The 22,668-nt window shown below is 66.7% G+C and carries 23 protein-coding genes; 8 read left to right on the top strand and 15 right to left on the bottom strand.

From position 1 onward, the window contains the following. Positions 1 to 47: 47 nt before the first annotated feature. Positions 48 to 1,064, top strand: coding sequence for a zinc-dependent alcohol dehydrogenase family protein (locus NRG74_RS16245; protein ID WP_017642331.1), 1,017 nt, complete (start codon positions 48 to 50; stop codon positions 1,062 to 1,064). Positions 1,065 to 1,133: 69 nt separating this feature from the next. Here the strand turns inward: NRG74_RS16245 and NRG74_RS16240 are convergent, their stop codons facing one another. Next, the gene (locus NRG74_RS16240; RefSeq protein ID WP_017642330.1) at positions 1,134 to 2,195 is read right to left on the bottom strand and encodes an acyltransferase family protein; all 1,062 of its coding nucleotides are present in this window, start codon (positions 2,193 to 2,195) and stop codon (positions 1,134 to 1,136) included. Positions 2,196 to 2,499: 304 nt separating this feature from the next. Then, positions 2,500 to 2,796, bottom strand: coding sequence for a YciI family protein (locus tag NRG74_RS16235; protein WP_257704796.1), 297 nt, complete (start codon positions 2,794 to 2,796; stop codon positions 2,500 to 2,502). A 197-nt stretch (positions 2,797 to 2,993) separates the two neighbouring features. Here NRG74_RS16235 and NRG74_RS16230 point away from each other — a divergent pair, with 197 nt between their 5' ends. Then, on the top strand, positions 2,994 to 3,947 hold the full coding sequence (locus tag NRG74_RS16230) for a sulfonate ABC transporter substrate-binding protein (protein WP_257704795.1): 954 nt from the start codon (positions 2,994 to 2,996) through the stop codon (positions 3,945 to 3,947). Positions 3,948 to 3,952: 5 nt separating this feature from the next. Here the strand turns inward: NRG74_RS16230 and znuB are convergent, their stop codons facing one another. Genes znuB through NRG74_RS16215 form a run of 3 tightly spaced genes read right to left on the bottom strand, consistent with a single transcriptional unit; the run spans position 3,953 to position 5,983 of the window. Beyond that, positions 3,953 to 4,738, bottom strand: a complete 786-nt coding sequence (gene znuB / locus NRG74_RS16225; RefSeq protein ID WP_093255103.1) for a zinc ABC transporter permease subunit ZnuB — start codon at positions 4,736 to 4,738, stop codon at positions 3,953 to 3,955. Next, positions 4,731 to 5,501 (bottom strand): zinc ABC transporter ATP-binding protein ZnuC, encoded by a 771-nt coding sequence (znuC, locus tag NRG74_RS16220; protein WP_064309197.1) that lies wholly within the window; start codon positions 5,499 to 5,501, stop codon positions 4,731 to 4,733. Before znuC ends, znuB begins: the two co-directional genes overlap by 8 nt. Next, complete coding sequence (locus NRG74_RS16215; protein WP_017642325.1) at positions 5,498 to 5,983, bottom strand: Fur family transcriptional regulator; 486 nt, start codon at positions 5,981 to 5,983, stop codon at positions 5,498 to 5,500. The genes znuC and NRG74_RS16215 overlap by 4 nt, the downstream gene beginning before the upstream one ends. 65 nt (positions 5,984 to 6,048) lie before the next feature. On the opposite strand from NRG74_RS16215, the gene znuA reads away from it, so the two are divergent. From znuA to NRG74_RS16195, 4 genes are all read left to right on the top strand, one after another. Then, entirely contained in the window at positions 6,049 to 7,026 is a 978-nt protein-coding gene (znuA, locus tag NRG74_RS16210; protein WP_257704794.1) for a zinc ABC transporter substrate-binding protein ZnuA, read from the top strand. Between the two features lie 518 nt (positions 7,027 to 7,544). After that, positions 7,545 to 8,222, top strand: coding sequence for a response regulator transcription factor (locus tag NRG74_RS16205; protein ID WP_017642323.1), 678 nt, complete (start codon positions 7,545 to 7,547; stop codon positions 8,220 to 8,222). Next, positions 8,219 to 9,613: an ATP-binding protein gene (locus tag NRG74_RS16200; protein ID WP_026083992.1), complete on the top strand. Its 1,395-nt coding sequence runs from the start codon at positions 8,219 to 8,221 to the stop codon at positions 9,611 to 9,613. Before NRG74_RS16205 ends, NRG74_RS16200 begins: the two co-directional genes overlap by 4 nt. A 61-nt stretch (positions 9,614 to 9,674) precedes the next feature. Next, complete coding sequence (locus NRG74_RS16195; protein WP_017642321.1) at positions 9,675 to 10,127, top strand: thioesterase domain-containing protein; 453 nt, start codon at positions 9,675 to 9,677, stop codon at positions 10,125 to 10,127. 251 nt (positions 10,128 to 10,378) lie between these two features. Here NRG74_RS16195 and NRG74_RS16190 read toward each other — a convergent pair whose 3' ends face one another. Then, positions 10,379 to 12,082, bottom strand: coding sequence for a peptidoglycan D,D-transpeptidase FtsI family protein (locus NRG74_RS16190; protein WP_257704793.1), 1,704 nt, complete (start codon positions 12,080 to 12,082; stop codon positions 10,379 to 10,381). A 129-nt stretch (positions 12,083 to 12,211) separates the two neighbouring features. Here NRG74_RS16190 and NRG74_RS16185 point away from each other — a divergent pair, with 129 nt between their 5' ends. Then, positions 12,212 to 12,526, top strand: a complete 315-nt coding sequence (locus NRG74_RS16185) for a YkgJ family cysteine cluster protein (protein WP_017642319.1) — start codon at positions 12,212 to 12,214, stop codon at positions 12,524 to 12,526. A gap of 371 nt (positions 12,527 to 12,897) precedes the next feature. Here NRG74_RS16185 and NRG74_RS16180 read toward each other — a convergent pair whose 3' ends face one another. Beyond that, positions 12,898 to 13,302, bottom strand: a complete 405-nt coding sequence (locus NRG74_RS16180; protein ID WP_160924246.1) for a YkgJ family cysteine cluster protein — start codon at positions 13,300 to 13,302, stop codon at positions 12,898 to 12,900. Between the two features lie 3 nt (positions 13,303 to 13,305). Then, a complete protein-coding gene (locus tag NRG74_RS16175) occupies positions 13,306 to 13,878 on the bottom strand; it encodes a xanthine phosphoribosyltransferase (protein ID WP_160924245.1) in 573 nt (190 codons plus the stop codon). A gap of 180 nt (positions 13,879 to 14,058) precedes the next feature. On the opposite strand from NRG74_RS16175, the gene NRG74_RS16170 reads away from it, so the two are divergent. Then, positions 14,059 to 16,116 (top strand): methyl-accepting chemotaxis protein, encoded by a 2,058-nt coding sequence (locus NRG74_RS16170; RefSeq protein ID WP_257704792.1) that lies wholly within the window; start codon positions 14,059 to 14,061, stop codon positions 16,114 to 16,116. Positions 16,117 to 16,168: 52 nt separating this feature from the next. Here the strand turns inward: NRG74_RS16170 and NRG74_RS16165 are convergent, their stop codons facing one another. The 7 genes from NRG74_RS16165 to bioB all read right to left on the bottom strand — a co-directional run bounded on the left by NRG74_RS16165 (position 16,169) and on the right by bioB (position 22,211). Next, positions 16,169 to 16,435: a hypothetical protein gene (locus tag NRG74_RS16165; RefSeq protein WP_257704791.1), complete on the bottom strand. Its 267-nt coding sequence runs from the start codon at positions 16,433 to 16,435 to the stop codon at positions 16,169 to 16,171. Between the two features lie 89 nt (positions 16,436 to 16,524). Continuing rightward, a complete protein-coding gene (locus NRG74_RS16160; RefSeq protein WP_257704790.1) occupies positions 16,525 to 17,637 on the bottom strand; it encodes a hypothetical protein in 1,113 nt (370 codons plus the stop codon). 76 nt (positions 17,638 to 17,713) lie between these two features. Continuing rightward, positions 17,714 to 18,385 carry a dethiobiotin synthase gene (bioD, locus tag NRG74_RS16155; RefSeq protein WP_257704789.1) on the bottom strand — a complete coding sequence of 224 codons (672 nt, stop codon included), beginning with the start codon at positions 18,383 to 18,385 and terminating at the stop codon, positions 17,714 to 17,716. A 5-nt stretch (positions 18,386 to 18,390) separates the two neighbouring features. Further along, the gene (gene bioC, locus NRG74_RS16150) at positions 18,391 to 19,188 is read right to left on the bottom strand and encodes a malonyl-ACP O-methyltransferase BioC (protein ID WP_257706604.1); all 798 of its coding nucleotides are present in this window, start codon (positions 19,186 to 19,188) and stop codon (positions 18,391 to 18,393) included. Continuing rightward, positions 19,169 to 19,894 (bottom strand): alpha/beta fold hydrolase, encoded by a 726-nt coding sequence (locus NRG74_RS16145; protein ID WP_257704788.1) that lies wholly within the window; start codon positions 19,892 to 19,894, stop codon positions 19,169 to 19,171. Before NRG74_RS16145 ends, bioC begins: the two co-directional genes overlap by 20 nt. Before the next feature lie 7 nt (positions 19,895 to 19,901). Next, positions 19,902 to 21,077, bottom strand: a complete 1,176-nt coding sequence (bioF, locus tag NRG74_RS16140; protein WP_257704787.1) for an 8-amino-7-oxononanoate synthase — start codon at positions 21,075 to 21,077, stop codon at positions 19,902 to 19,904. Between the two features lie 84 nt (positions 21,078 to 21,161). Beyond that, the gene (gene bioB, locus NRG74_RS16135) at positions 21,162 to 22,211 is read right to left on the bottom strand and encodes a biotin synthase BioB (RefSeq protein ID WP_027600655.1); all 1,050 of its coding nucleotides are present in this window, start codon (positions 22,209 to 22,211) and stop codon (positions 21,162 to 21,164) included. Between the last annotated feature and the right edge of the window lie 457 nt (positions 22,212 to 22,668).

Raw genomic sequence — 22,668 nt, 5'->3', positions numbered from 1 at the left:
CCGCCTCGGCAACGGTTCCGGGGTCGGCATCAACGCGAGGTAGTGCCATGTCCCGCCTGATCCAGTTCACCCAATTCGGCCCGCCGGAGGTGCTCGCCTGCATCGACCGGCCCACGCCCGTGGCGGGGCCAGGCGAGGTGCTGGTGCGGGTAGAGGCCATCGGCGTGAGCTGGTACGACGTGCTCTGGCGGCAGAATCTGGCTCCTGAGCAGGCCGTGCCCCCGGCCGGTCTCGGCTGCGAGCTGGCCGGGGTGGTCACCGCCCTGGGCGAAGGCGTGGCCGACCTGGCGGTGGGCGATCGCGTGGCCAGCTTTCTCGGCCACGACATCAATCGCTATCCGGCCTATGGCGACGACCTGGTCTATCCAGCCACCTCCCTGGTGCGCTACCCGGACGTGCTCACCCCGGTGGAAGCCGCGGTGCACTACAATCCGCTGCTCACCGTCTATACCGCGCTGATGCACCAGGCGCGGCTGCAGCCCGGCGAATGGGTACTGATCACCGATGCCAGTCGCTGTTGCGGTCCGGCCTCCATCCAGCTGGCCAAGGCCCTGGGTGCCCGGGTCATCGCCAGCACCCACGACGCCGCCGACCGTGACTACCTGCGCGAATTGGGCGCGGAAAGGGTCATCGCCGCCGAGGAAGAGGATTTGGTCAGCCGCATCGCCAGCATCACCGACGGCGTTGGCGTGCACGTGGCCCTGGATGCCCTGGGCGGTCCGCAACTGGCGCTGCTCGGCGAGGCCATGGCGCCCCGCGGCCGGTTGCTGCTCTACGGCCTCAACGGCGGCAACCAGACCCCGCTGCCGGCCTGCGCGGCCTTCAAGAAGAAATTCAAGCTCTACATCCACTGCGTGCAGGACTTCACCGGCCAGCCGGAGATGGGCCTGGAAGCCGATTGTGCCGCGGTGCGTGAAGCCTTGCAGCACATCGACCAACTGACCCGTGATCGCCTGCTCAAGGCGCAGATCAAGCAGGTCTTTCCCTTCGCGCAGTTCGTCGAAGCCCATCGCTGCATGGAGCAGTGCCCTACCCGCGGTCGCGTCGTCCTCAGCGTCGAGTGACGGGCCAGGCAATAAAAAACCCACGCCAAGGCGTGGGTTTTTTCATGACCGGTCGCCCTTGCAGGTCGCCTAGGCCGTGGCTTTCTTTTGCAGCGGCGGCGTGGCGCGATTGACTCGCGTCTTGGCACCAAAGAAGGCCACGCTGAGGAAGTGCAGCGGACTGATCCGTTCCAGCACCAACTTGAGCGCCACCGGCAGGAACAGACCCATGACCATGCTGACGGTGAACACCACCCAGGTGTCGTGCACCTGCAGCTTGTTCAGCACGATGCGCGCCCCGGCGGTGCCGAAAACGTGGAACAGGTAGATCTCGAAGGAGAAGTACCCTAGCCAAGCCAGCGGCTTGAAGTAGAAGCGGCGGGCGATCAGCAGGCTGATGGCGGCAAGACCCAAGGCGGTACCGATGATGGCCATGTCGGTCTCGTCGAGATCGACCAGTTCGAACAGATAGGCCTGGTCCATGGCCACCAGGATCACCAGGGCCACGGCCATGGTCACGACATTGCGTTGGGTGATGAGCTGCGCGCCGAAGCGGTAGAGACCCAGGCCCAGCAGGAAGAAGGGGAACAGCTGGACCGCCTTGTAGAGGCTGAACAGGTCCGGGAAGCTCTCCCAGGCGAAGGACGCCGCCAGGGCTACGGCGAACACCAGGCCGAAGTTGCGCAGGGTCAGCAGCAGTCCGGCCTTTTCCAACAGGGCGATCACCACGAAGATGCAGAAGATCGACTGCAGGAACCAGAAGTGCGCGTAGCTGAAGAAGTAGATGCTGAAGATGTCGGTCAGCTGCGGCTTGTAATTGGTGTTGGGCACCGCCATCTGCAAGGCGAAGAACAGCGTCGACACCACCAGCAGAGGAATGCCGATGCGTTTGAACTTGCCCTGGTAAAAGCGTGACAGGTCGCTGCCGGTATTCACCGGGCGCAGCGCATAGACGTAACCGGAGATGGCGGTGAACAGCGGCATCCGTACGTAGACGAGAGAATCGTAGAGATAGCGCAGCACGGAGTCGTCCGGCACCTTCATGCCGAGGGTGGACGAACTGCCGATCACGTGGCCCGCTACCATCAGAAACAGCGCCAGTCCGCGGATCGTCTCGATGCGCAGATCCTTTTCAGGCGTGGTCTTGGTCATGCTGAGTCCTCTGTACTAGCTAAGCGAGACAGCGTCTCCACGGGCGTGGGGAACGGATGTCGGCGCATCAGATCATCTGAGCCCGGTGAGCTTAGGCTAGTTCGTTAGCTTCCTTGCTGTAGCGGCGGGAAAACTCCGGCTTTTCTTGCGCTGCATCACTTTTCTGTGAAGCGATTACTAGAAGTGTGAACTTGCAACGGCGGCGAACAACGTTGATTCAGATGGCATTGTGCCAGGCTTAAGGTGTTCTTAAGCCAGTTTGCGCTAGGCCAGAGGCGGCCAGGGCAGGCCGCCGTGGCTTGGCTCAGACGAAGGCCTTGCCGTCCAGAATCGCCTTGCGCCAGCGGGTGATACGCACTTCGCCAGGCAGCCCGGCAGTGGTGAAGGGATCGTGGGCGATGAAGGCTTCGGCCTCGGCGCGGGTTTCCACATCGACGATATAGACGCTGCCGCTGGCGGTCTCGCCGTCATCGCTGAGCTTGGCACCGCAGGCCAGCAGGGCGGCGGCGTTCTCGCGCAGGAAATCCAGGTGAGCCGGGCGATGCTGCTGGCGCAGGGCCAGGCTGTCCGGCTTGTCGAAGGTCTCGATCAGAAAAGGCATGGCGGGCTCCGATAGGCTCGGCGGCCCCGATGGCCGCCGCTGGCGCAGGGTGGCGCGATCCTGGGGCCAGCGTCAATCGGACCTTGGCCGGCCATTGATGCCTGGCCTGGGCATAGCCTTAGCAGAGAAATGTATTAAACATTCAGGTCTAGATAGGCCAGGCTGACCTTTCCAAATGGAATATAAGGAAGGTCACCATGGTTCGTTCCTCTCTCCGACGATGGCTGGCGCAGGGCGCCGTTCTGCTAGCCGCGCTCGGTGTGCTCGCTCCGGTACAGGCCGCCGACCAGCCGTTGCGCATCGGTTATCAGAAGGGCGGCGGTCTGCTGGCCGTGCTCAAGGCCCAGGGCACCCTTGAGCAGGCCCTAGGGGCCCAGGGCTATCAGGTGAGCTGGCGCGAGTTCCAGGCTGGGCCGCAATTGCTGGAAGCCCTCAATGCCGGCAGCATCGACGTCGGTTATACCGGCTCCCCGCCACCGATCTTCGCCCAGGCGGCGGGGATCGATCTGGTCTACCTGGGCGCCGAACCGGCCAGCGAGGCGGTGGAGGCCATCCTGGTGCCGGACGGTTCGCCGATCCGCGACGTCGCCGAACTCAAGGGCAAGAAGGTGGCCGTGCAGAAGGGGTCGAGCGCCAACTTTTTGCTGGTCGCGGCCCTGGAAAAGGCCGGGCTGAGCTTCAAGGACATCCAGCCGGTCTATCTGCCGCCGGCCGATGCCCGCGCCGCCTTCGTCAACGGTTCGGTGGACGCCTGGGTGGTCTGGGATCCCTATCTGGCGGCCATCCAGCAAGGCCAGCCGGTGCGAGTGCTGGCCGACTATAAAGGTCTGCTGCACGCCAACAGCTTCTATGAGGGTTCGCGGCGCTTCGCCGATGCCCATCCCGAGGCGATCCGCTTGTTGCTGGCGGAACTGGCCAAGGCTGGTGCCTGGGCCAATGCCCATAAGCCGGAGGTGACGCGCATCCTGGCCGAGCAGATCGGGCTGCCGGAAGCGGTGATCGCCACCTGGCAGGCACGCACCCGCTACGGGTTGACGGCGCTGACGCCGGAGATCATCGCCACCCAGCAACAGACCGCCGACATCTTCAAGGCCCAGGGGCTGATTCCCCGGGCGGTGGAGGTAAGCCAAGCGGTCTGGCAGGCGCCCTAGGACTACTAGGTGCGGCGGGGCAGCAGGTAGCCCAGCAGAAACATCCCGGCGGCGGCCACCACCACCGAGGGTCCGGCCGGGGTGTCCTGGTACCAGGACAGGGTCAACCCCAGGCACACGGCGGCCATGCCCAGCAGGCTGGCGCCACAGGCCATCTGCTCGGGACTGCGGGCATGGCGCTGGGCCGTGGCGGCGGGGATGATCAGCAGCGAGGTGATCAGCAGAACCCCGACGATCTTCATGGCCACGGCGATGACGATGGCCACCAGCAGCATCAGCGCCAGGCGGATCCAGGTCACCGGCAGGCCTTCGACCTGGGCCAGTTCCTCGTGCACGGTGATGGCCAGCAGCGGGCGCCACAGACAGGCCAAAGCCACCAGCACCACGGCGCTGCCGCCGAGGATCCAGCGCAGATCGCTGGGGCCCACTGCCAGCAGATCGCCGAACAGATAGCTCATCAGGTCGATCCGCACCTCGTGCATGAACGACAGCGCCACCAGGCCCAGTGACAGGGTGCTGTGGGCGAGGATGCCGAGCAGGGTGTCGGCGGCCAGGCCGCGACGGCGCTGTAGCACCACCAGCACCACCGCCAATGCCAGGCAGCCGACGGTAACGGTCAGGGTCGGGCTGACATCCAGCAGGAAGCCCACGGCGACCCCGAGCAGGGCGGCATGGGACAGGGTGTCGCCGAAGTAGGCCATGCGCCGCCAGACCACGAAGGAGCCGAGGGGGCCGGCGACGAGGGCGAGGGCGAGACCGGCGAGCAGGGCATACAGCAGAAAATCAGCCATGCTTGCAGTGGGCTCCATGGACGTGCGGCGTCTTGACCACGCTGCCATGCAGGTCGTGGGCGTGATCGTGGTGGTGGTGATAGACGGCGAGGTTGCGCGCGCTCTGGCCGAACAGCGCCTGGTAGGCCGGATCGCCACTGACCTGCTCGGGGTGCCCGGAGCAGCAGACGTGGCGATTCAGGCAGATCACCTGATCGGTGGCGCCCATCACCAGGTGCAGGTCATGGGAGACCATCAGCACGCCGCAACCATGACGCTCGCGCAACTGGCCGATCAGCCGGTACAGCTCGCTCTGGCCATTGATGTCGACGCCCTGCACGGGCTCGTCGAGCACCAGCAACTCGGGTTGGCGGAGCAGGGCGCGGGCCAGCAATACCCGCTGCAACTCGCCGCCGGAAATGCTCTGCAGGGGGCTGTCGATGACGCCCTCGGCGCCCACTTCGCCCAGGGCGGCCAGGGCGCTGGCGCGGGTCACCCCCGGCACCAGGCGCAGGAAGCGCAGCACCGACAGCGGCAGGGTGGCATCCACCTGCAGTTTCTGCGGCATGTAGCCGATGCGCAGCCGCGGGCGGCGCCAGACGCTGCCGCGATCGGGCGTGAGCAGGCCGAGCACGCTGCGCACCAGGGTGGTCTTGCCGGCGCCGTTGGGGCCGATGAGGGTGACGATGCGACCGGGATCCAGGGTCAGGCTGACCTGATCGAGCACCGGCTGCCCGGCAAAGGTCACACCGACATCCTGCAGCCGGATCAGCGCCTCGCTCATGCCTGCTTCCGGCAGGCGGCGCACTGACCGACCACTTCCACGGTCTGGCCTTCCACCTGGAAGCCCACGGCGCTGGCGCCGTCGAGGATGGCCTGGTGCACGGCGGGCTGTTCCAGTTCGATGCTCACCTGGCAGCTGCGGCAGATCAGGAACTGCCCTTGGTGGGCCTCGCCGGGATGATTGCAGCCGACGAAGGCGTTGAGCGAGGCGATGCGGTGCACCAGGCCGTTCTCGACCAGGAAATCCAGTGCCCGGTAGACGGTGGGCGGCGCCGCGCGGCGACCGTCCTGCTCGCTGAGCACGGCCAGGATGTCGTAGGCGCCGAGCGGCTTGTGGCTTTGCCAGACCAGCTCCAGCACCCGCTTGCGCAGCTCGGTGAGGCGCACGCCGGCGCGGCTGCAGAGTTCGTCGGCCTCGGCCAGGGCGTGGGCGACGCAGCGCGAATGATCGTGGGGCCGAAAGGCCAGGGGGGCGTCGGACATGAAACGGTACCTTGAGAGCCAGGACGTTATTATATTGCACCTCTCCTAAGAATCGGGATTTTCACGTGCCACGCCTCCTACCCCTCGTCGCTTCCCTGCTGCTCGCCTGCACCCTGCTGCCCGCCCAGGCCGAGGTGAAGGTGTTGACCAGCATCAAACCCCTGCAACTGATCGCCGCGGCCATCCAGGATGGCGCCGGACAGCCCGCCGTGCTGCTGCCGCCGGGCGCCTCGCCGCACCATTACGCCCTGCGGCCCTCGGACCTGCGCCAGGTACGCGAGGCCGGGCTGGTCTACTGGATCGGCCCGGATCTGGAGACCTTCCTGCCGACGGTGCTCAAGGAACGCCAGGGCCCCAGCGTGGCCATCCAGGACTTGCCGGGCCTGCACCTGCGTCGCTTCGGCGCCGAGCACGCCCATGAGTCGGGCGACGATCATGACGAGCACGAGCACGAGCACGAGCACGAGCACGAGCACGGTGCGGCGCCCGAGTACGCCCACGACCATGACCACCGCCCTGGTAGCCTGGATGCGCACCTCTGGCTGACCCCGGCCAATGCCCGGGTGATCGCCACGCGCCTCGCGGCCGACCTGAGCCAGGCCGATCCGGCCAATGCCAGTCGCTACGCGGCCAACCTAAAGGCCTTCGAGCGTGGACTGGCCGCCAAGGACCAGGCCCTGCGCGCCCAGCTGGCGCCGCTGGCCGGCAAGCCCTATTTCGTTTTCCACGAGGCCTTCGACTATTTCGAGGAAGCCTATGGCCTGGGGCATCGTGGCATCTTCGCCCTGGGTGCCGACGTCCAGCCCGGCGCGCGCCATGTGGCCGCCATGCGTGAAGAGCTCAAGGCGGCCGGTCCGACCTGTGTCTTCACCGAACCGCCGTTGCAGCCGAAGATCGCCACCACCCTGAGCAGCGGCCTGCCGGTGACCCTGGTGGAGCTCGATCCCCTGGGGGCCCGCATTCCGGTCGATAGTCAGGGCTATGCGGCCCTGCTGCAACAGGTGGCCGACACCCTCGGCGGCTGCCTCGGCAAGCTCCCCTGAGCCACCCGGGATAACGATTCGGCAAGGGCTACCGTTCGTCGCCCTTGACCTGCCCTGGTGATCGTTCAGCTGGCGTTCAGGACGAGTTCAGGCAGCGTTCAGGGCCCTTGGCCTAATCTGCAACTGTCAGATCAGCAACGCCGAGGTCGCCCGGATATGTTCACCCTAGCGCAGCTCCCGCTAAGGCAGATCGTCCGGACACTTCGACCCGACCTGGCGATGTTCATCCTTGTAACTCCACTGCAGGGTCACCAAGTCAGCTCTGGTCCCCTGTAGCCGTCTCACGACGGAGCCGTCCCCCAACGGCAGTTTCCGATCCCCATGAAGTGCTCCTTACCTCTCCAACCGGAGAGGTTTTTTTTGCCTGGAATAAAGTAAGTGTCCCCATCCATCCGCTCCCTGCTCTCGCCGTCAGCCGGCTCCAGGCGCCATAATCGGACCCAGGGCGCTGCTGCGCGACGTACGCGACAGATGCAGTCGCAGCCACAGAAAGTCTCGTTAGCTGTTCAGGAGTCTGCATGAAGATCCTCGTCGTCGAAGACGAAAACCTGCTGCGCCACCACCTCAAGGTGCGTCTGGGTGAAGCCGGTCATGTCGTCAATGCCGTGGCCGATGCGGAAGAAGCGCTCTACAGCGCCCGCGAATTCCATCACGATCTCGCCATCATCGACCTGGGCCTGCCCGGCATGAGCGGTCTCGATCTGATCCGCCAGCTGCGCAACCAGGGCGCCACCCTGCCGATCCTCATCCTCACCGCCCGTGGCAGCTGGCAGGACAAGGTCGAGGGCCTGGGTGCCGGGGCGGACGATTACGTGGTCAAGCCCTTCCAGTTCGAAGAACTGGAGGCTCGCCTCAATGTGCTGTTGCGTCGCTCGGCGGGCTTCGTCCAGCCGAGTATCCGCGCCGGCTCGCTCAAGCTGGACCTGGGGCGCCAACAGGCCTTCAACGAAGACCAGCCGCTGCAGCTGACCGCCTACGAGTACCGGCTGCTGGAATACCTGATGCGCAACCATCAGCAGGTGATCACCAAGGAGCGGCTCATGGAGCAGCTCTACGACGATGACGGCGAGCACGACAGCAACGTCATCGAGGTGCTGGTGGGGCGCCTGAGGCGCAAGCTGGAAGCCAACTGCCAGATGCAACCCATCGAAACGGTCCGGGGCCGCGGCTACCTGTTCACCGAGCGCTGCCAGTGATCCGTTCGTTCCGGGTACGGTTGCTGCTCAGCGCGGCGCTGCTGGTCATCGTCTGCCTGGCGTTGATCGTGCCGGCGATCCGCAATGCCTTCGACCGTACCGTGGAAAACTTCGTCGCCGCGCGCCTGGAGGCCAACGCCAACACCCTGATCGGCGCGGCGCGGGCCATCGACGGGCGCCTGGCGATGCCGGAGATGATCGCCGAAGAGGTCTTCGACCGACCCGGTTCGCCCATCCTCGGCTACGTCTACGACCAGAACGGTCGCCTGCTCTGGCGCTCGCGCTCGGCGATCAAGGAGCGGCCCAACTACCGGCCGACCTTCGACGGCGGCGGGGTCAAGCTGGTCAAGGCCACCGACGACCAGGGCCAGGGTTTCTTCGTCTTCGATCGCGAGGTGCTGCTGGGTAATCCGCCGGTCGCCGGCTTCAGCGTGGTCACCATGCAGCCGGCCGAGGAGTACGAGCGGTTGCGCGCGACCTTCGTCCACCAGGTGATCCTCTGGCTGGTCGGGGTGCTGGGTGCGCTGCTGGTCCTGCTCGCTCTGGTCATGCAATGGAGTCTGCGACCGCTGCGCCGCCTCAGCCAGCAGCTGGACGCGGTGGAAACCGACCAGCGCGAGTTGCTCGACGAAAACAACGTACCCAGCGAGATCAGTCGCCTGATCCGTTCGCTGAACCGCCTGCTCGATCACGAACGCCTGCAGCGCGAGCGCTACCGCGACACCCTGGGCGATCTGGCCCATAGCCTGAAGACGCCGTTGGCGGTCTTGCAGGGAGTGACCGAGGAATTGCGCCGTCGGCCGCAGCTCGACCAGGAGGTCGGCACCCTGCAGACCCAGATCGAGCGCATGAACCAGCAGGTGATGTACCAGCTGCAGCGGGCCACCCGGCAGGGCGGCGCGGTGCTCAGCCGGCCGCTGGAGCTGGCGCCGCTGGTGGAGTCGCTGTTCAGCACCCTGGACAAGGTCTATGCCGAGAAACGCGTGCAGGCGGAAATGGATTTACCGCCGAATCTGCGGGTGCAGGCCGAAGAAGCCGCCATGCTGGAGGTGTTCGGCAATCTCCTGGAAAACGCCTATCGCCTCTGCCTGACCCAGGTGCGGGTCAGCGCCCGCCGTCATACCGAGCACTGGATCCTCGACATCGAGGACGACGGCCCCGGCATTCCCGCCGAGCGCCGCGAAAGCGTGCTGCGTCGCGGCATGCGCATGGACAGCCGCCACCCTGGGCAGGGCATCGGCCTGGCCGTGGTGCAGGACATCCTGGAAGGCTACCGCAGCAGCCTGACCATCGATGAATCCAGTCTGGGCGGCGCCCGTATCCGCTTCCGCCTGCCGGCGGCGATTTCCCCGGAGCGGCCTTCCTTGGTGCACAATGGGGCCAAGACGTGACCCATGGGTCATGGCTTGCGTCTGCTCCTGATAGTGAAATTCTGTCTGTAAGGACCCCGGCATGAGCCGCGACTGCCGTCACCTCGAATCCCTGTTGCACCACGATATTCCCATCACCAAGGCCCTGGGCCTGGAAGTCCGCGACTGGAGCGAGCAGCGCCTGCAGCTGCATGCCCCGCTGGATGCCAACATCAACCACGCCAGCACCATGTTCGGCGGCAGCCTCTACTGCGTGGCCGTGCTGGCCGGTTGGGGCTGGCTGTACCTGCGCCTGCGCGAAGCCGGCATCGAGGAAGGCCACATCCTCATCCAGGAAGGCCAGATCAGCTATCCGCGGCCCATCACCGCCGATGCCCTGGCCTATGGCGAGCCGCCCGAGGCACGGGCCTGGGAGCGCTTCGAGACCACCTTCCGCCGCCGTGGCCGCGCCCGCATCACCCTGCAATCGCGCATCGTCACCGAGAGCGGCGAGGATGGGGTGCGCTTCACCGGTCAATACGTGCTGCACCGCTGAGAGCTTGTCCAAAGTCTGCTGCGCGTCGGCCAAACTGCGTTGAAAAGACCCTGGGCCGCCAGCCCGGTCGGAATGCTCATTTACCACTCGTAAACTCGCACTCGAGTCCGATCCGCTTCCTCAGGTCTTTTCGCAGGGCCGCCCAGGCCTTGTTTGGCTCTAGCTCGCGAGCCTTTGAACAAGCTCTGGCCAGGTAGCGCGGTACGCAAAGGGCGACCCTAGGGTCGCCCTTTTTCGTTTCCGTTATCCGCTCAGCCGTGGGAGTGAGACTCGGCTTTCGCCTGCTGTGCGGTATTGGTGTCGGGCAGGTTGTCCGGCGGTACCGCCAGGGCACGCAGGGCGCCGGACATGATCTCGCTGAAGGTCGGCGCCGAGACCAGACCGCCGAAGTAGCCTTCCTTGGTCGGGGTATCCAGCATCACCGCCAGCACCAGCTTGGGATCGGCCGCCGGCGCCATGCCGACGAACAGCGAGCGATAGGCGTGCTCGGTGTAGCTGCCGGCGCCGGCCTTGCGCGCGGTACCCGACTTGCCGGCCACGTGATAGCCGGGCACCCGGGCGCGGATCACGCCGCCTTCGTCTTCCACCACGTGGTTGAGCATGGCGCGGATGCGCCGGGCGATGGCCGGGTCCATGGCCTGGACGCTCTGCTGCTTCTGGTCCTTGAGCAGGGTCAGGGGGGTGAGCAGGCCGTCGTTGGCAATCACCGAATAGGCCTGGGCCAACTCGGCGACGTTGACCGCCAGGCTGTAGCCAAAGGACATACTGGCCGTGGCGATCTGCGACCACTTGGTGTGGCCGGGCAGGTAGCCGGCGTTCTCGCCGGGAAAGCCCAGGGCCATCGGATTACCGAAGCCGACGCGGCTGAGCTGTTCGTAGATGGGCAGCGGCCCGATCTGCAGCGCCACCTTGCTCATGCCGATGTTGGAGGAATTGAGCAGCACCCCGGTCATGGTCAGGACACCGCGCCGGGCCACGTCGTGGATGGTGTGACCGTCGATGGTCATCCAGCCCGGCGCTACGTCCACGGTGCTGTTCTCGTTGAACTTGCCCGAGGCCAGGGCCACCGACATGCTGAACGGCTTGATCACCGAGCCGGGCTCGAAGGCGTCGGTCAGGGTGCGGTTGCGCATGTTGGGGATCTGCAGCGTGGCGCGGTTGTTGGGGTTGTAGGAGGGGAAATTGGTCATCGCCAGGATCTGGCCGGTCTTGGGGTTGACCAGCACGGCGGACCCGGACTGGGCGCCGAACTTCTCCACCGCGGTCTGCAGCGCGCGATAGGCGATGAATTGCAGACGCAGGTCGATGGACAGCGCCACGTCCTTGCTCGGTTGCGGCTGGCGCACCACGCGGATGTTCTTGACCACCGAGCCACGCGGATTGATCAGCACCTCGCGCACCCCGCCGCGGCCGGCCAACCAGTCTTCGAAGCCCAGTTCCAGGCCCTCCTGGCCATGGCCGTCGATGTTGACCATGCCGATCACCTGGGCCACCAGGTCGGAACTGGGATAGTAGCGCTTGTATTCCTTGATCTGGCGCACCCCGGGCACGCCGAGGGCCATGATGTTCTCGCCATCGATGGGCGACAGCGCCCGGGCCAGGTAGAGGAAGTGCTTTTCCGGATGGCCGAGGATCAGGTTGCGGAGTTCGGCTTCGGGCTTGTGGATGGCCTGGGCCAGGCGCCCCAGCTGGTCGGCGCTGTCCTGCATCTCCGATGGATTGCACCAGATGGTCACCACCTCGGTGGAAACCGCCAGGGGCGCGCCGTTGCGGTCGGTGATCATGCCGCGGGTGACCGGAATGGGAATATGGCGCACCGAACGGCGATCGCCCTGGTCACCCAGGAAGGCGGCATCGATCAGCTTGAGGTAGGTGATGCGGCCAGCGACCACGCAGGTCAGCAAGACCAGCACGACGACCACGACATAGAAGCGATAGCGGGGTGCGGCCGTCATGGCGGCTCCTGCGCGAGAAGAAGGCTTGGGCATGGTCACAACTGGTTACAACCGTCAGGGACGCGCATGGTAACTGCTCCAGCCATCGGCCGGAAACCGCTGGGCGGTCGAGGGCGGTACACTGCGCACATGAGCGACATCCCCCTGCACGATCTTTCCACCCCTGCCGTGACCTGCGAGAGCTGTCAGGCCTGGTGCTGCCGCCAGGAAGTCCTGCTGTTCGACGATGCAGGCGTGCCCGCCCGCTACATCGAGGAAGACTGGACCGGCACCCGCATGAAACGGCTAGACGACGGCTGGTGCGCCGCCCTGGATCGCGAGCAGATGAATTGCAGCATCTACGAGGTGCGGCCCTGGGTCTGCCGGATCTTCGACATGGCCGGTCCGGAATGCCTGGAAGAGCGGGCGGACATGAAAAGGGCGATGGAGAGTGGCGAGTTCTAGCGTCGCCCTGGCCAATCCTGTTGGGCTTCGCTGCGCTCAGCCCAACCTCCGCGTCCAGCCTTGAGGCACCCGTAGGTTGGGTTGAGACGGCTGTTTCGTCGAAGCCCAACGATGCAGGCATGCGGTGATACGTCCCGTTGGGCTTCGCTGCGCTCAGCCCAACCTACGCGGCTAGCCTCGAGGCACCGTAGGTTGGGTTGAGACGGCTGTTTCGTCGAAGCCCAACAATGCAGGCATGCGGTGATACGTCCCGTTGGGATTCGCTGCGCTCAACCCAACCTACGCGCCTAGCCTTGAGGCACCGTAGGTTGGGTTGAGACGGCTGTTTCGTCGAAGCCCAACAAGGCGGGCATGCCTCGGCGGACCACCGTCTAGCGCAGCTTCTGCGGCTTGTAGGCGCAGTAGTTCGGCCGTGGGCCGACCCGTGGGTGGTTGCGGCAGGTTTCCGGGCGCTGGTCGTAGATGGTGCACAGCCGCGTCTTGGGATGCAGATAGACGCAATCGTTGTTGGACAGTCGCACCAGGGTGAACAACCCGGTCTTGGCGTTGAGGCGCTCCACCACGCCGTCCTTCTTGAGCCGCTTGGCGATGTCCTTGAGCGGCTCGCCCTTCTCGAACTCGTCCACCACGCCCATGCGGATCAGATCGGACAGGCGAGCTTCCACCGGCAGGGTGCAGCAGCTGGACACGCAGTCCAGGCACATGGCCTTGTCGTAACGGATCCAGGTTTCGGTGCGATCGAGATCGGCCCCGAGAATGCGCAGTATCTGGGCCATGGCTTACTCGGCGAAGGTGACCTGACCATCGGCCAGGGAGGCGACGCGGGCCAGGGATTCGACGCGATAGCCCTGGGCATCGAGTTCGGCACGACCGACCTGGAAGGACTTCTCGATGACGATGCCGAGCCCGGCGACCTGGGCACCGGCCTGACCGATGATGGAGATCAGCGCCTTGGCCGCCTTACCGTTGGCGAGGAAGTCGTCGATGATAAGCACCCGGTCGTCGGACGACAGATGCATGGTCGAGACGGCTATGGTGCTCTCCGTCTGCTTGGTAAAGGAATAGACGCTGGCCACCAGCAGGTTGTCGGTCAGGGTCAGCGACTGATGCTTGCGGGCAAAGATCACCGGCACACCCAACTCCAGCCCGGTCATCACCGCCGGGGCGATCCCCGAGGCCTCGATGGTCACGATCTTGGTGATGCCGGCGTCGGCGAAGCGGCGGGCGAACTCCTGACCGATGTCGCGCATCAGCGCCGGATCGATCTGGTGGTTGAGGAAGGCATCGACCTTGAGCACCTGCTCGGAGAGTACTTGGCCTTCGCTGCGAATCTTGGCTTTGAGGCGTTCCACGCGGACGGTCCTTTAACGGCAACGCCCGGGCCTGAGTGCAGGACCGGGTCTGGGAATACGGGAGGGCGGCGATTGTGCCCTATCTTTCAAGAAAGTCGTTAGTTTGCCGACAAATCGACCTATCGCTATCCGCAACGGGTAGACGGTGCTTGGCGGTGGCTGGCACAGGAGTGGTCGAACATGAGGATTTTGTTGTCACCGGGAATTCGCGTGCTGAGCCAGCTCGGCTTCGCCCGCAAGTTCGCCCTGCTGCTGGTGCTGTTCATCCTGCCCTTGGCGGTCAGCCTCTGGCTGCTGGGCGCTGATTTCCAGGCCAAGCTGGCCACCGTCAGCGGCGAGCGCAGTGGCGTGCGGCTGCTGCAGCGGCTGGACGCCGTGGAAGAAGAACTGACGATCCGACGCAACCTGACGGCGCGCTGGAAGGCGATCGACACCAGTCGGGAGGCGACGCCGGCCGTGCAGACGGCCATCGCTGCCCTGGAAAGTCACAACGGTAGTCGTCGCGAGCGGCTCGCCCAACTTGAACGGCAACTGGAGACCGAAGGGGTCAGCGCGGATGTGCGGGCTCGCTTCAAGACCTTGCAGCAGGCGCTCGCCGGTCTAGAGGTCACTGATCTGCGCGGCTTGGGCTGGTGGCCGGACGGTTATGACAGATTCACCGCGGCCCTTGCCGCCGTCCAGGCGCTGCGTGAGGAAATTGCCCTGGACAGCGGCCTCATCCTCGATCCCTGGCTGGAAACCTATCTGCTGATGCAGATCGGCACCACCCAGTCGGTTGAACTGTACGAACGCCTCGGTCGCTTGGCCAGCGTCGGTCAGGCCAGTGTGGTCTCCGGCCAGTTCAGCCTGCAGAGCCGCCTGCAGTTGCGCGACCTGCGTGCCCGCGTTGGCGACTCCACCGAAAGCCTGGCCAAGGCCGCCCTCCTGCTTGGCAGCAAGCTGCCCGCCGACCTGGCCGGCTGGAAGGACGACTACCAGAAAGTCAGTGGCCAGCTGGAGGCCAGTCTCAAGACCCTCGACCAGGGGGTGTTCGGCGGCGAGATCACGCTCAGGCCGGAGCAGTTCGAAGCCACCCTGGACGGGGTCCTGCAGGGGCTGCAGACCTTTCGCCAGCAGACGCTGAAGAGCCTGGACCAACGACTGCAATACTATGGCGCCGATGCGGTGCGCAACTTCGTCGCCATCGCTGCCGGTTTCGGCCTGCTGCTGGTGGTGACCTGCTACCTGTTGCTGTGCATGCAGACCGCCATTCGTGGCAGCGCACGGCGTATCACCGCCCTGGCCGAAGGCCTGCGCGACGGCGATCTGACCCGCTCGGCCCAGGTGAGCGGCCGGGATGAGCTGGCGGAGATCGGGCGGGCGCTGGACCTGGCGGTGGCGCAATTGCGCAGCAGTCTGCAGGCGGTCGATCAGGAGAGTCGCCAGGTGGGCGTGGCGTCCGGCGAGCTTGGGCAACAGGCGGAGGCGGCGCTGGGCGCCGTGGAAGTCCAGCGCCAGCAGATCACCCAGATCGCCACCGCGGCCACCGAACTGGCCGCCACCGCCCAGGGCGTGGCGCGGAGTTGCGAAGAGGCTGCCGGCCGCGCCGAGCAGATGCGCGGCATCGCCGAGGTCAGCCAGAGCGACAGTCGCCAGACTACGGCCAGCATCCAGCGGCTCAACCAGCGCCTGGACGAGACAGCCGCGGCCATGGCCCAGGTCGACGCCCAGGCCGGACAGATCCAGCAGGTGGTGGATGTCATCCGCGGCATCGCCGAGCAGACCAACCTGCTGGCCCTCAACGCCGCTATCGAGGCGGCGCGGGCGGGTGACCAGGGACGGGGCTTCGCGGTGGTCGCCGACGAAGTGCGCTCGCTGTCGCAACGCACCCAGGCCTCCACGGCGCAGATCGCCGGCACCGTCGGCAGCCTGAGCAGCACCGTGGCCCAGGCCGTGGCCCTGATGCAGGATGCCTGTGGCCAGGCCGCCAGCGACGCCCAGTCCATCACCGGGCTGGGGCAGCGGCTGGAAGCGATCGCCGAATCGGTGCAGGGCGTCTCCGACACCCTGGCGCAGATTGCCACCGCCGCCGAACAGCAGGCGGTCACCGCCGATCAGGTCAGCGGCAACATCCAGCAGGTTGATGGGGCCGCGGCCGATCTGCTCGGCAACGCGCGCACGGTGCAGAGCACGGCGGTGGGTCTGGAGGCGGGCAGTCGCACCCTGACGGCCAACACCACCCGTTTCCGCCTGGGCTAGAACGCAGAAGGGGCGCCTCGCAGGGCGCCCCTTCCACTCACATAATTGCTGATCAGGCCCGAGTATCGAGCAGCCGGCCCAGGGTTTCCTGGGAGGCCTGCATGACCTTGGTACCGGCCAGCGCCTGGTACTTGCCGACATCCAGGTTGACCAGTTCGCTGGCCAGATCGGCCTGGCTGTTGGTAGTCGCGCCCAGGGCTTGCTGCTCGTTGCGCGCGGTCTGGGAGGCAAGGGCGACACCGGCCTTTTCGACCGTGCGGCTGCCGTTCTGGTAGGCCTGCACCCCTGCGTAGAGGGTATTGCTTGAAGTCACGTTCATGGACAGCGTCCTCGACGGTGATGTCAAAGGGCTATTGAAGCAGCTTTGACGTCAAAGAACCAGCATGCCGTGTCACCGCTTGTGTCCTGCTACTGTTGAATCGTCGCCCGGTTGTCCTGACCGCTCTGGCTCAGGTTGACGGCGTTGCCAGCGCTCGCCTGGCTGACTGAGGCATATTGGCTAGCGCCCTGCTGGCTGGCGCTGACCTGGGCGTCGCTGCCCAGGCCTGCATGGAAGGAATGACCATCGCCCAGCTGCTCGATGCCGAGCTCGACGTTGTCGCCGATCCAGATCGCGCTGACCTCGTTGTCGTTGCCCTGGGAGACCAGGGTCAGACGGGAGTCGTCCCCGCCGATCAGGACGCCGGCGCTGTTGCGATTGCCCACTTGTTGCAGATCGAGGTGGTTGCCATCGCCCGTCAGGATCACCTGGGCGGCATTGTCGTCGCCAAGCTGGCGCGTGTTGACGACCTGGGGGCTGTTTTCAAGGCCGTTCTGCTGCACCGCCGCGCTGTTGCGATTGCCGATCTGGATCAGTTGGACATCTTGCTGCCGCGCGCCCTGGCGGGCCCCGACCTGGTTGTCGTCACCGCGTTGCTCGACCACGGCCCGGTTGGCGTCGCCGCCCTGCAGCAGGTCGACCTCGTTGCGCGCGCCCAGGCTCAGCACATCCTGCACATGATCGTCGCCCACCTGCCTGAGTCGCGAGCGGCTACCGCTGTCGCGGCCGTCCTGGAACAGGCTCAGTTGATTGCGTGCGCCCTGCTGCTCGATGAGCATCCGCTGGTCGTCGCCACCCTGGCGCACCAGGGCTTCGTTCTGCAGACCGCTCTGGAGGATGTCCACCCCATCGCGCTGGCCGTGGCCCTGGTAGACATAGGCATGGCTCTGGCTGGCCTCGCGCTGGTCGATGACGATCTCGCGCGCGCCGCCGGCGGCCTGGGTGACATTGGTGAAGTTGCCGACACCGCCCTGCTCGACGCGGGTGCGGTCGCCCTGGGAGTCGCGCTGGGTGAGATAGGCCTTGCTGGCGCGACCGGTCTGGACGACTTCCAGGCTGCCCTGGCGGGTATCGGGTTCCTGGGTGAGGAAGGCGCCAAGGCGCTCGCCGCGCTGATCCACGAGGGTCTGGTTGTCCAGCGCCCAGGCGGTGCTGGTCAGGCCAAGCAGGCCCAGGCAGGTCAGGAACGTGGAAGTGGGCACGGGGCGAATCCGGTAGCGGCAGACAGGGCAGTCTGCCGCCGGCCTGGCCCTGCGGCCATCGCCCGAAAGACTGATATCAGCCCGGCAGGCGCAGGTGCGCCGCGACCGCGGCGGGAGTGGCCGCAGCCAGGTGCGGCACCGTGCCCAGGCAGGGCGCTGGCAGGCGCTCGTGCAGGGTGGCGAGGTTGTCGTCCAGGCGCAGGGTGGCCGGGGCTACCAGATTGGCTACCCAGCCGGCCAGCGGCAGGCCGTCGGCGAGGATGGCCTCGGCGCTGAGCAGGGCGTGGTTGATGCAGCCCAGGCGCACCCCGACCACCAGGATCACCGGCAGGCCCAGTTCGCGGGCGAGGTCGGAGAGCGACTCGCGGCCGGCCAGGGGCACGCGCCAGCCACCGGCGCCTTCCACCAGGGTGAAGTCGGCCTGCAGCGCCAGGATCCGGCGCACCGGCGCGGCCAGGGCGGCGACGCTGAGGTCGATACCCGCCTCGCGGGCGGCCAGGTGCGGCGCGATGGCCGGCTCCAGGGCGATGGGATTGATGTCGGCATAGCCGAGCGGCAGCGAGGTCTCGCCCAGCAGCGCCAGGGCATCACCGTTGCGCAGGCCGTCGGCGGTGCGTTCGCAACCGGAGGCCACCGGCTTGACCCCGGCGGTGGCGAGGCCCTGCTGGCGGGCCCGATGCAGCAGGCCGGCGGCGATGGTGGTCTTGCCGATCTCGGTATCGGTGCCGGTGACGAAATAGGCGGGCATGGCGGTCATTCCTTGCGGAGCAGAACGTGGATCACCTGATAGGTGGCCGGCAGGCCGGCGGGCTGGCGCAGGCTTTCATAGGCGCGGGTAAAGGCCGCCAGCCGCTGGCGCCCGGTGAGGCCCTGGGGGCGACCCTGGTTGAGGTTGTGGGCACCGATGGCCTTGAGGTGCTGGGTCAGGGCGCGCAGGTCAGGGAAGTGCAGGCGCTCGGGCTCGACGTCCAGCCCCAGCACCTGCAGGCCACTGGCCGCGGCGGCGTCGGCATAGGCCGCCTGGCGGCGGAAGCGATTGACGTGCACCTGGTCGTCCACCTGGGCCCAGCTCTGGCGCAATTCGTCGAGGGTGCCCTCGACCAGGCTGCTGAAGGCCAGTACACCGCCTGGCCGCAGGATGCGCCGCGCTTCGGCGAGCACGGCGGGCAGGTCCGGGCACCACTGCAGGGCCAGGCTGGACAGGATGAGGTCGCAGCAGTCCGCGCGCAGTGGCAGGCGCTCGGCGTCGGCGGTCAGGTAGTGGCGGGCGCCGGCACCTTGCTCGCGGGCGTGGCGGAGCATGCCGAGGGCCAGGTCCAGGGCCAGGCCTTCGGCGTGCGGATGGCACCGGGCCAGGGCCCGGCTGCAATAGCCGGTGCCGCTGCCCAGGTCCAGCCAGCGTTGCGGGGCCTGGAGGGGCAGCCGACTGAGTAGGCGATCGGCGACCCGGCGTTGCAGGAGGGCGGCGCCGTCGTACTGCGCGGCGGCGCGGGAAAAGGACAGCGCCACCTGGCGCTTGTCGGGCAATACGTCAGCCATCTCGTCCTGCATAGATGAATTCACGGATACGGGTGGCCACCTCGTCCGGGCGCTCCAGCGGCAGGCCATGGCTGGCATGTTCCAGCACCTCGACCTGGGCGGTGGGCAGCTCGTCGCTCAAGGCCTGGGCGGCGGTAGCCGGGACCAGGGCGTCATGGGCACCGAACAGGTGCAGCTGGGGACCGCTGAAGGCCTGCAGGGCGGCGCGGGTGTCCAGGCGTGCGAGCAGCTCCAGGCCGGCGATGACCGCCTCGGGATCGACCTCGGGCAGGGTTACCTGCAACTGGCGGGCGAGGGTGCGGCTGTCGCGCGCGCCCTGGGCCACCAGCAGGGTGAAGCGCTTGAGGGTCAGCTCGGCGTCCAGCGAGCAGGCCTCGAAGAAATCGGTGAAGACGCTGCGCGCCATGGCGGTCTGCCAGCCGGCGCGGGCGACGAAGCAGGGATTGCTGGCCAGGGTGATGAGGCCGTGCACGCCCTCGGGGCGGCGCAGGGTGAATTCGCTGGCGAGCATGCCGCCCAGCGACCAGCCACCCAGCCAGACGCCCTCGGCGATGCGGGCTTCCAGGTCGGTGAACCAGTCCTGGGTGTCGGCCAGGGTCGGCAGTGGCTCGATCAGAACGTCGAGAAAGGGCTCCTGCTCGACGAGTTCGTCACGCAGGGGCTCCAGCGGAGCGTTGCCCAGGCCCCAGCCGGGCAGCAAGATCAGGGTATCGCGCATTGGTCGGTCACTTATCCGCGTCGGGCGGTAATTCGGCCATGGCCTGGGCCAGAGCGTCGAGCAAGAGGTCCACGTGCGCTTCGCGATGGGCCGCCGTCAGGGTCACCCGCAGGCGGGCACTGCCGGCCGGTACGGTGGGCGGTCGGATGGCGGTGACCAGGATCCCGCGTCGGCGCAGGGCGGCGGAGAGTGCGAGGGCGCGCGCGCTGTCGCCGACCAGGATCGGCTGGATCGGCGTGGCGCTGAGCATAAGGTCCAGGCCGAGGGCCGTCGCGCCCCTGCGGAATCTCTGGATCAAAGTGTGCAGAAGCTCACGGCGCCAGCCCTCTTCGCGGACGAGCTGCAGGGCGGCCAGGGTGGCGCAGGCCACCGCCGGCGGCTGGCTGGTGGTGTAGATGTAGGGGCGGGCGAACTGGATCAGCGTCTCGATCAGCTCCTCGCTGCCGGCGACGAAGGCCCCGGCGGTGCCGCAGGCCTTGCCCAGGGTGCCGACCAGCACCGGGACCTGGCTCTGGTCCAGGCCGAAGTGCTCGACGATGCCGCCGCCGGTGGCGCCCAGGGTGCCGATGCCGTGGGCGTCGTCCACCAGGGTCCAGGCGCCGTGACGCTGGGCGACCTGGCAGAGCTCAGGCAGGGCGGCCAGATCGCCGTCCATGCTGAAGACGCCGTCGGTGACCACCAGGGTGTCACCCGCGGCCTTGGCCAGGCGCGTGGCCAGGCTGGCCGGATCGTTGTGCAGATAGCGGCCGAAGCGCGCGCCGCTGAGCAGGCCGGCATCGAGCAGGGAGGCGTGGTTGAGGCGGTCCTCCAGCACCGTGTCGCCACGACCGACCAGGGCGGTGACTGCCGCCAGGTTGGCCATGTAGCCGGTGGAGAACAGCAGGGCGCGCGGCCGACCGGTGAGTTCGGCTAGAGCCTCTTCGACCTGATGGTGCGGGCCGCTGTGGCCGATCACCAGATGCGAGGCGCCACCGCCCACGCCCCAGCGCTCGGCGCCATTGCGCAGGGCGGCGATCACCTGGGGATGATTGGCCAGGCCCAGGTAATCGTTGCTGCAGAAGGCCAGCAGGGGTTCGCAATCCACCACTACCTCGGGACCCTGGGGCGCCTCCAGCAGCGGGCGGCGCCGATAGAGGTGCTCGGCGTGACGCTGGGCCAGGCGGGCGGCGAGATCGAAGGCCATGGGATGGGTATCTCAGTGGTCGTTAGAGCCCCTCAACCCAACCCTCTCCCGAGGGGGAGAGGGTTGGGTTGAGGGGCGTGAGGGTCAGGCGGTGGCGGCGTCGTAGAAGAGCTCGCCGTTGCGCTGCTCCACCAGGGCCTGCTCGATGGCGGCCTGGTGTACCTCGTCGGCGTGTTCTTCGCGGGCTTCGGGCTGGATGCCGAGGCGGGCGAACAGCTGCATGTCCTTGTCGGCCTGGGGGTTGCCAGTGGTCAGCAGTTTCTCGCCGTAGAAGATGGAATTGGCGCCGGCCAGGAAGGCCAGGGACTGCATCTGCTCGTTCATCTGCTCGCGACCGGCGGAGAGGCGCACGTGGGACTTGGGCATGAGGATGCGTGCCACCGCCAGGGTGCGGATGAAGTCGAAGGGGTCGACGTCCTTTTCCTCGGCCAGCGGGGTGCCCTGGACCTTGACCAACATGTTGATCGGCACCGACTCGGGGTGCTCGGGCAGGTTGGCCAGCTGGATCAAGAGGCCGGCGCGGTCATCCACCGATTCGCCCATGCCGAGGATGCCGCCGGAGCAGATCTTCATCCCGGCTTCGCGGACGTAGGCCAGGGTCTGCAGGCGCTCGCCGTAGGTGCGGGTGGTGATGATGTTGCCGTAGAACTCCGGCGAGGTGTCCAGGTTGTGGTTGTAGTAGTCCAGGCCGGCGTCGGCCAGGGCGCGGGTCTGCTCCTGGTCCAGGCGGCCGAGGGTCATGCAGGTTTCCAGGCCCAGGGCCTTCACGCCCTGCACCATCTGCAGGACGTAGGGCATGTCCTTGGCGGAGGGGTGCTTCCAGGCGGCGCCCATGCAGAAACGGGTGGAGCCGATGGCCTTGGCCTCGGCGGCCGCCTCCAGCACCTTCTGCACCTCCATCAGCTTTTCCTTTTCCAGGCCGGTGTTGTAGTGGCCGGACTGGGGGCAGTACTTGCAGTCTTCCGGACAGGCGCCGGTCTTGATCGACAGCAGGGTGGAGACCTGCACGCGATTGGGATCGAAGTGCTGGCGGTGCACGCCCTGGGCCTGGAACAGCAGGTCGTTGAAAGGCTGCTGGAACAGGGCGCGGACTTCGGCAAGAGTCCAGTCGTGACGCAGGGCGGTAGCGCTCATGGGAGATCCTCAAGGCATTGGACGGCCAGTACTGGAGCGAGGCCGGTAAATGCGGTCGACCTTAGCCGAAGTGTTGGTCGACTACTGCTCATAAAATGACCAATTACCGGATTTTTTGCAGGGGGATTGACCGAGTCGTAGGTTGGGTTGAGCGCCAGCGAAGCCCAACAACAGGCACCGTGCTGGTTGTTGGGCTTCGACGATGGAGCTGTCTCAGCCCAACCTACGGGCGTCCAGCCGTTGGCTCGCGTAGGTTGGGCTGAGCGGCAGCGAAGCCCAACGGGGTTGGCACGGTGCCTGTTGTTGGGCTTCGACGATGGAGCCGTCTCAGCCCAACCTACGGGCGTCCAGCCGCTGGCTCGCGTAGGTTGGGTTGAGCGTGAGCGAAGCCCAACGGGGTTGGCGCGGTGCCTGTTGTTGGGCTTCGATGATGGAGCTGTCTCAGCCCAACCTACGA

This window comes from Pseudomonas oryzihabitans (genome assembly GCF_024652905.1).
Lineage (GTDB): Bacteria > Pseudomonadota > Gammaproteobacteria > Pseudomonadales > Pseudomonadaceae > Chryseomonas > Chryseomonas benzopyrenica.
This window is presented reverse-complemented; position numbering and strand designations above follow the sequence as displayed.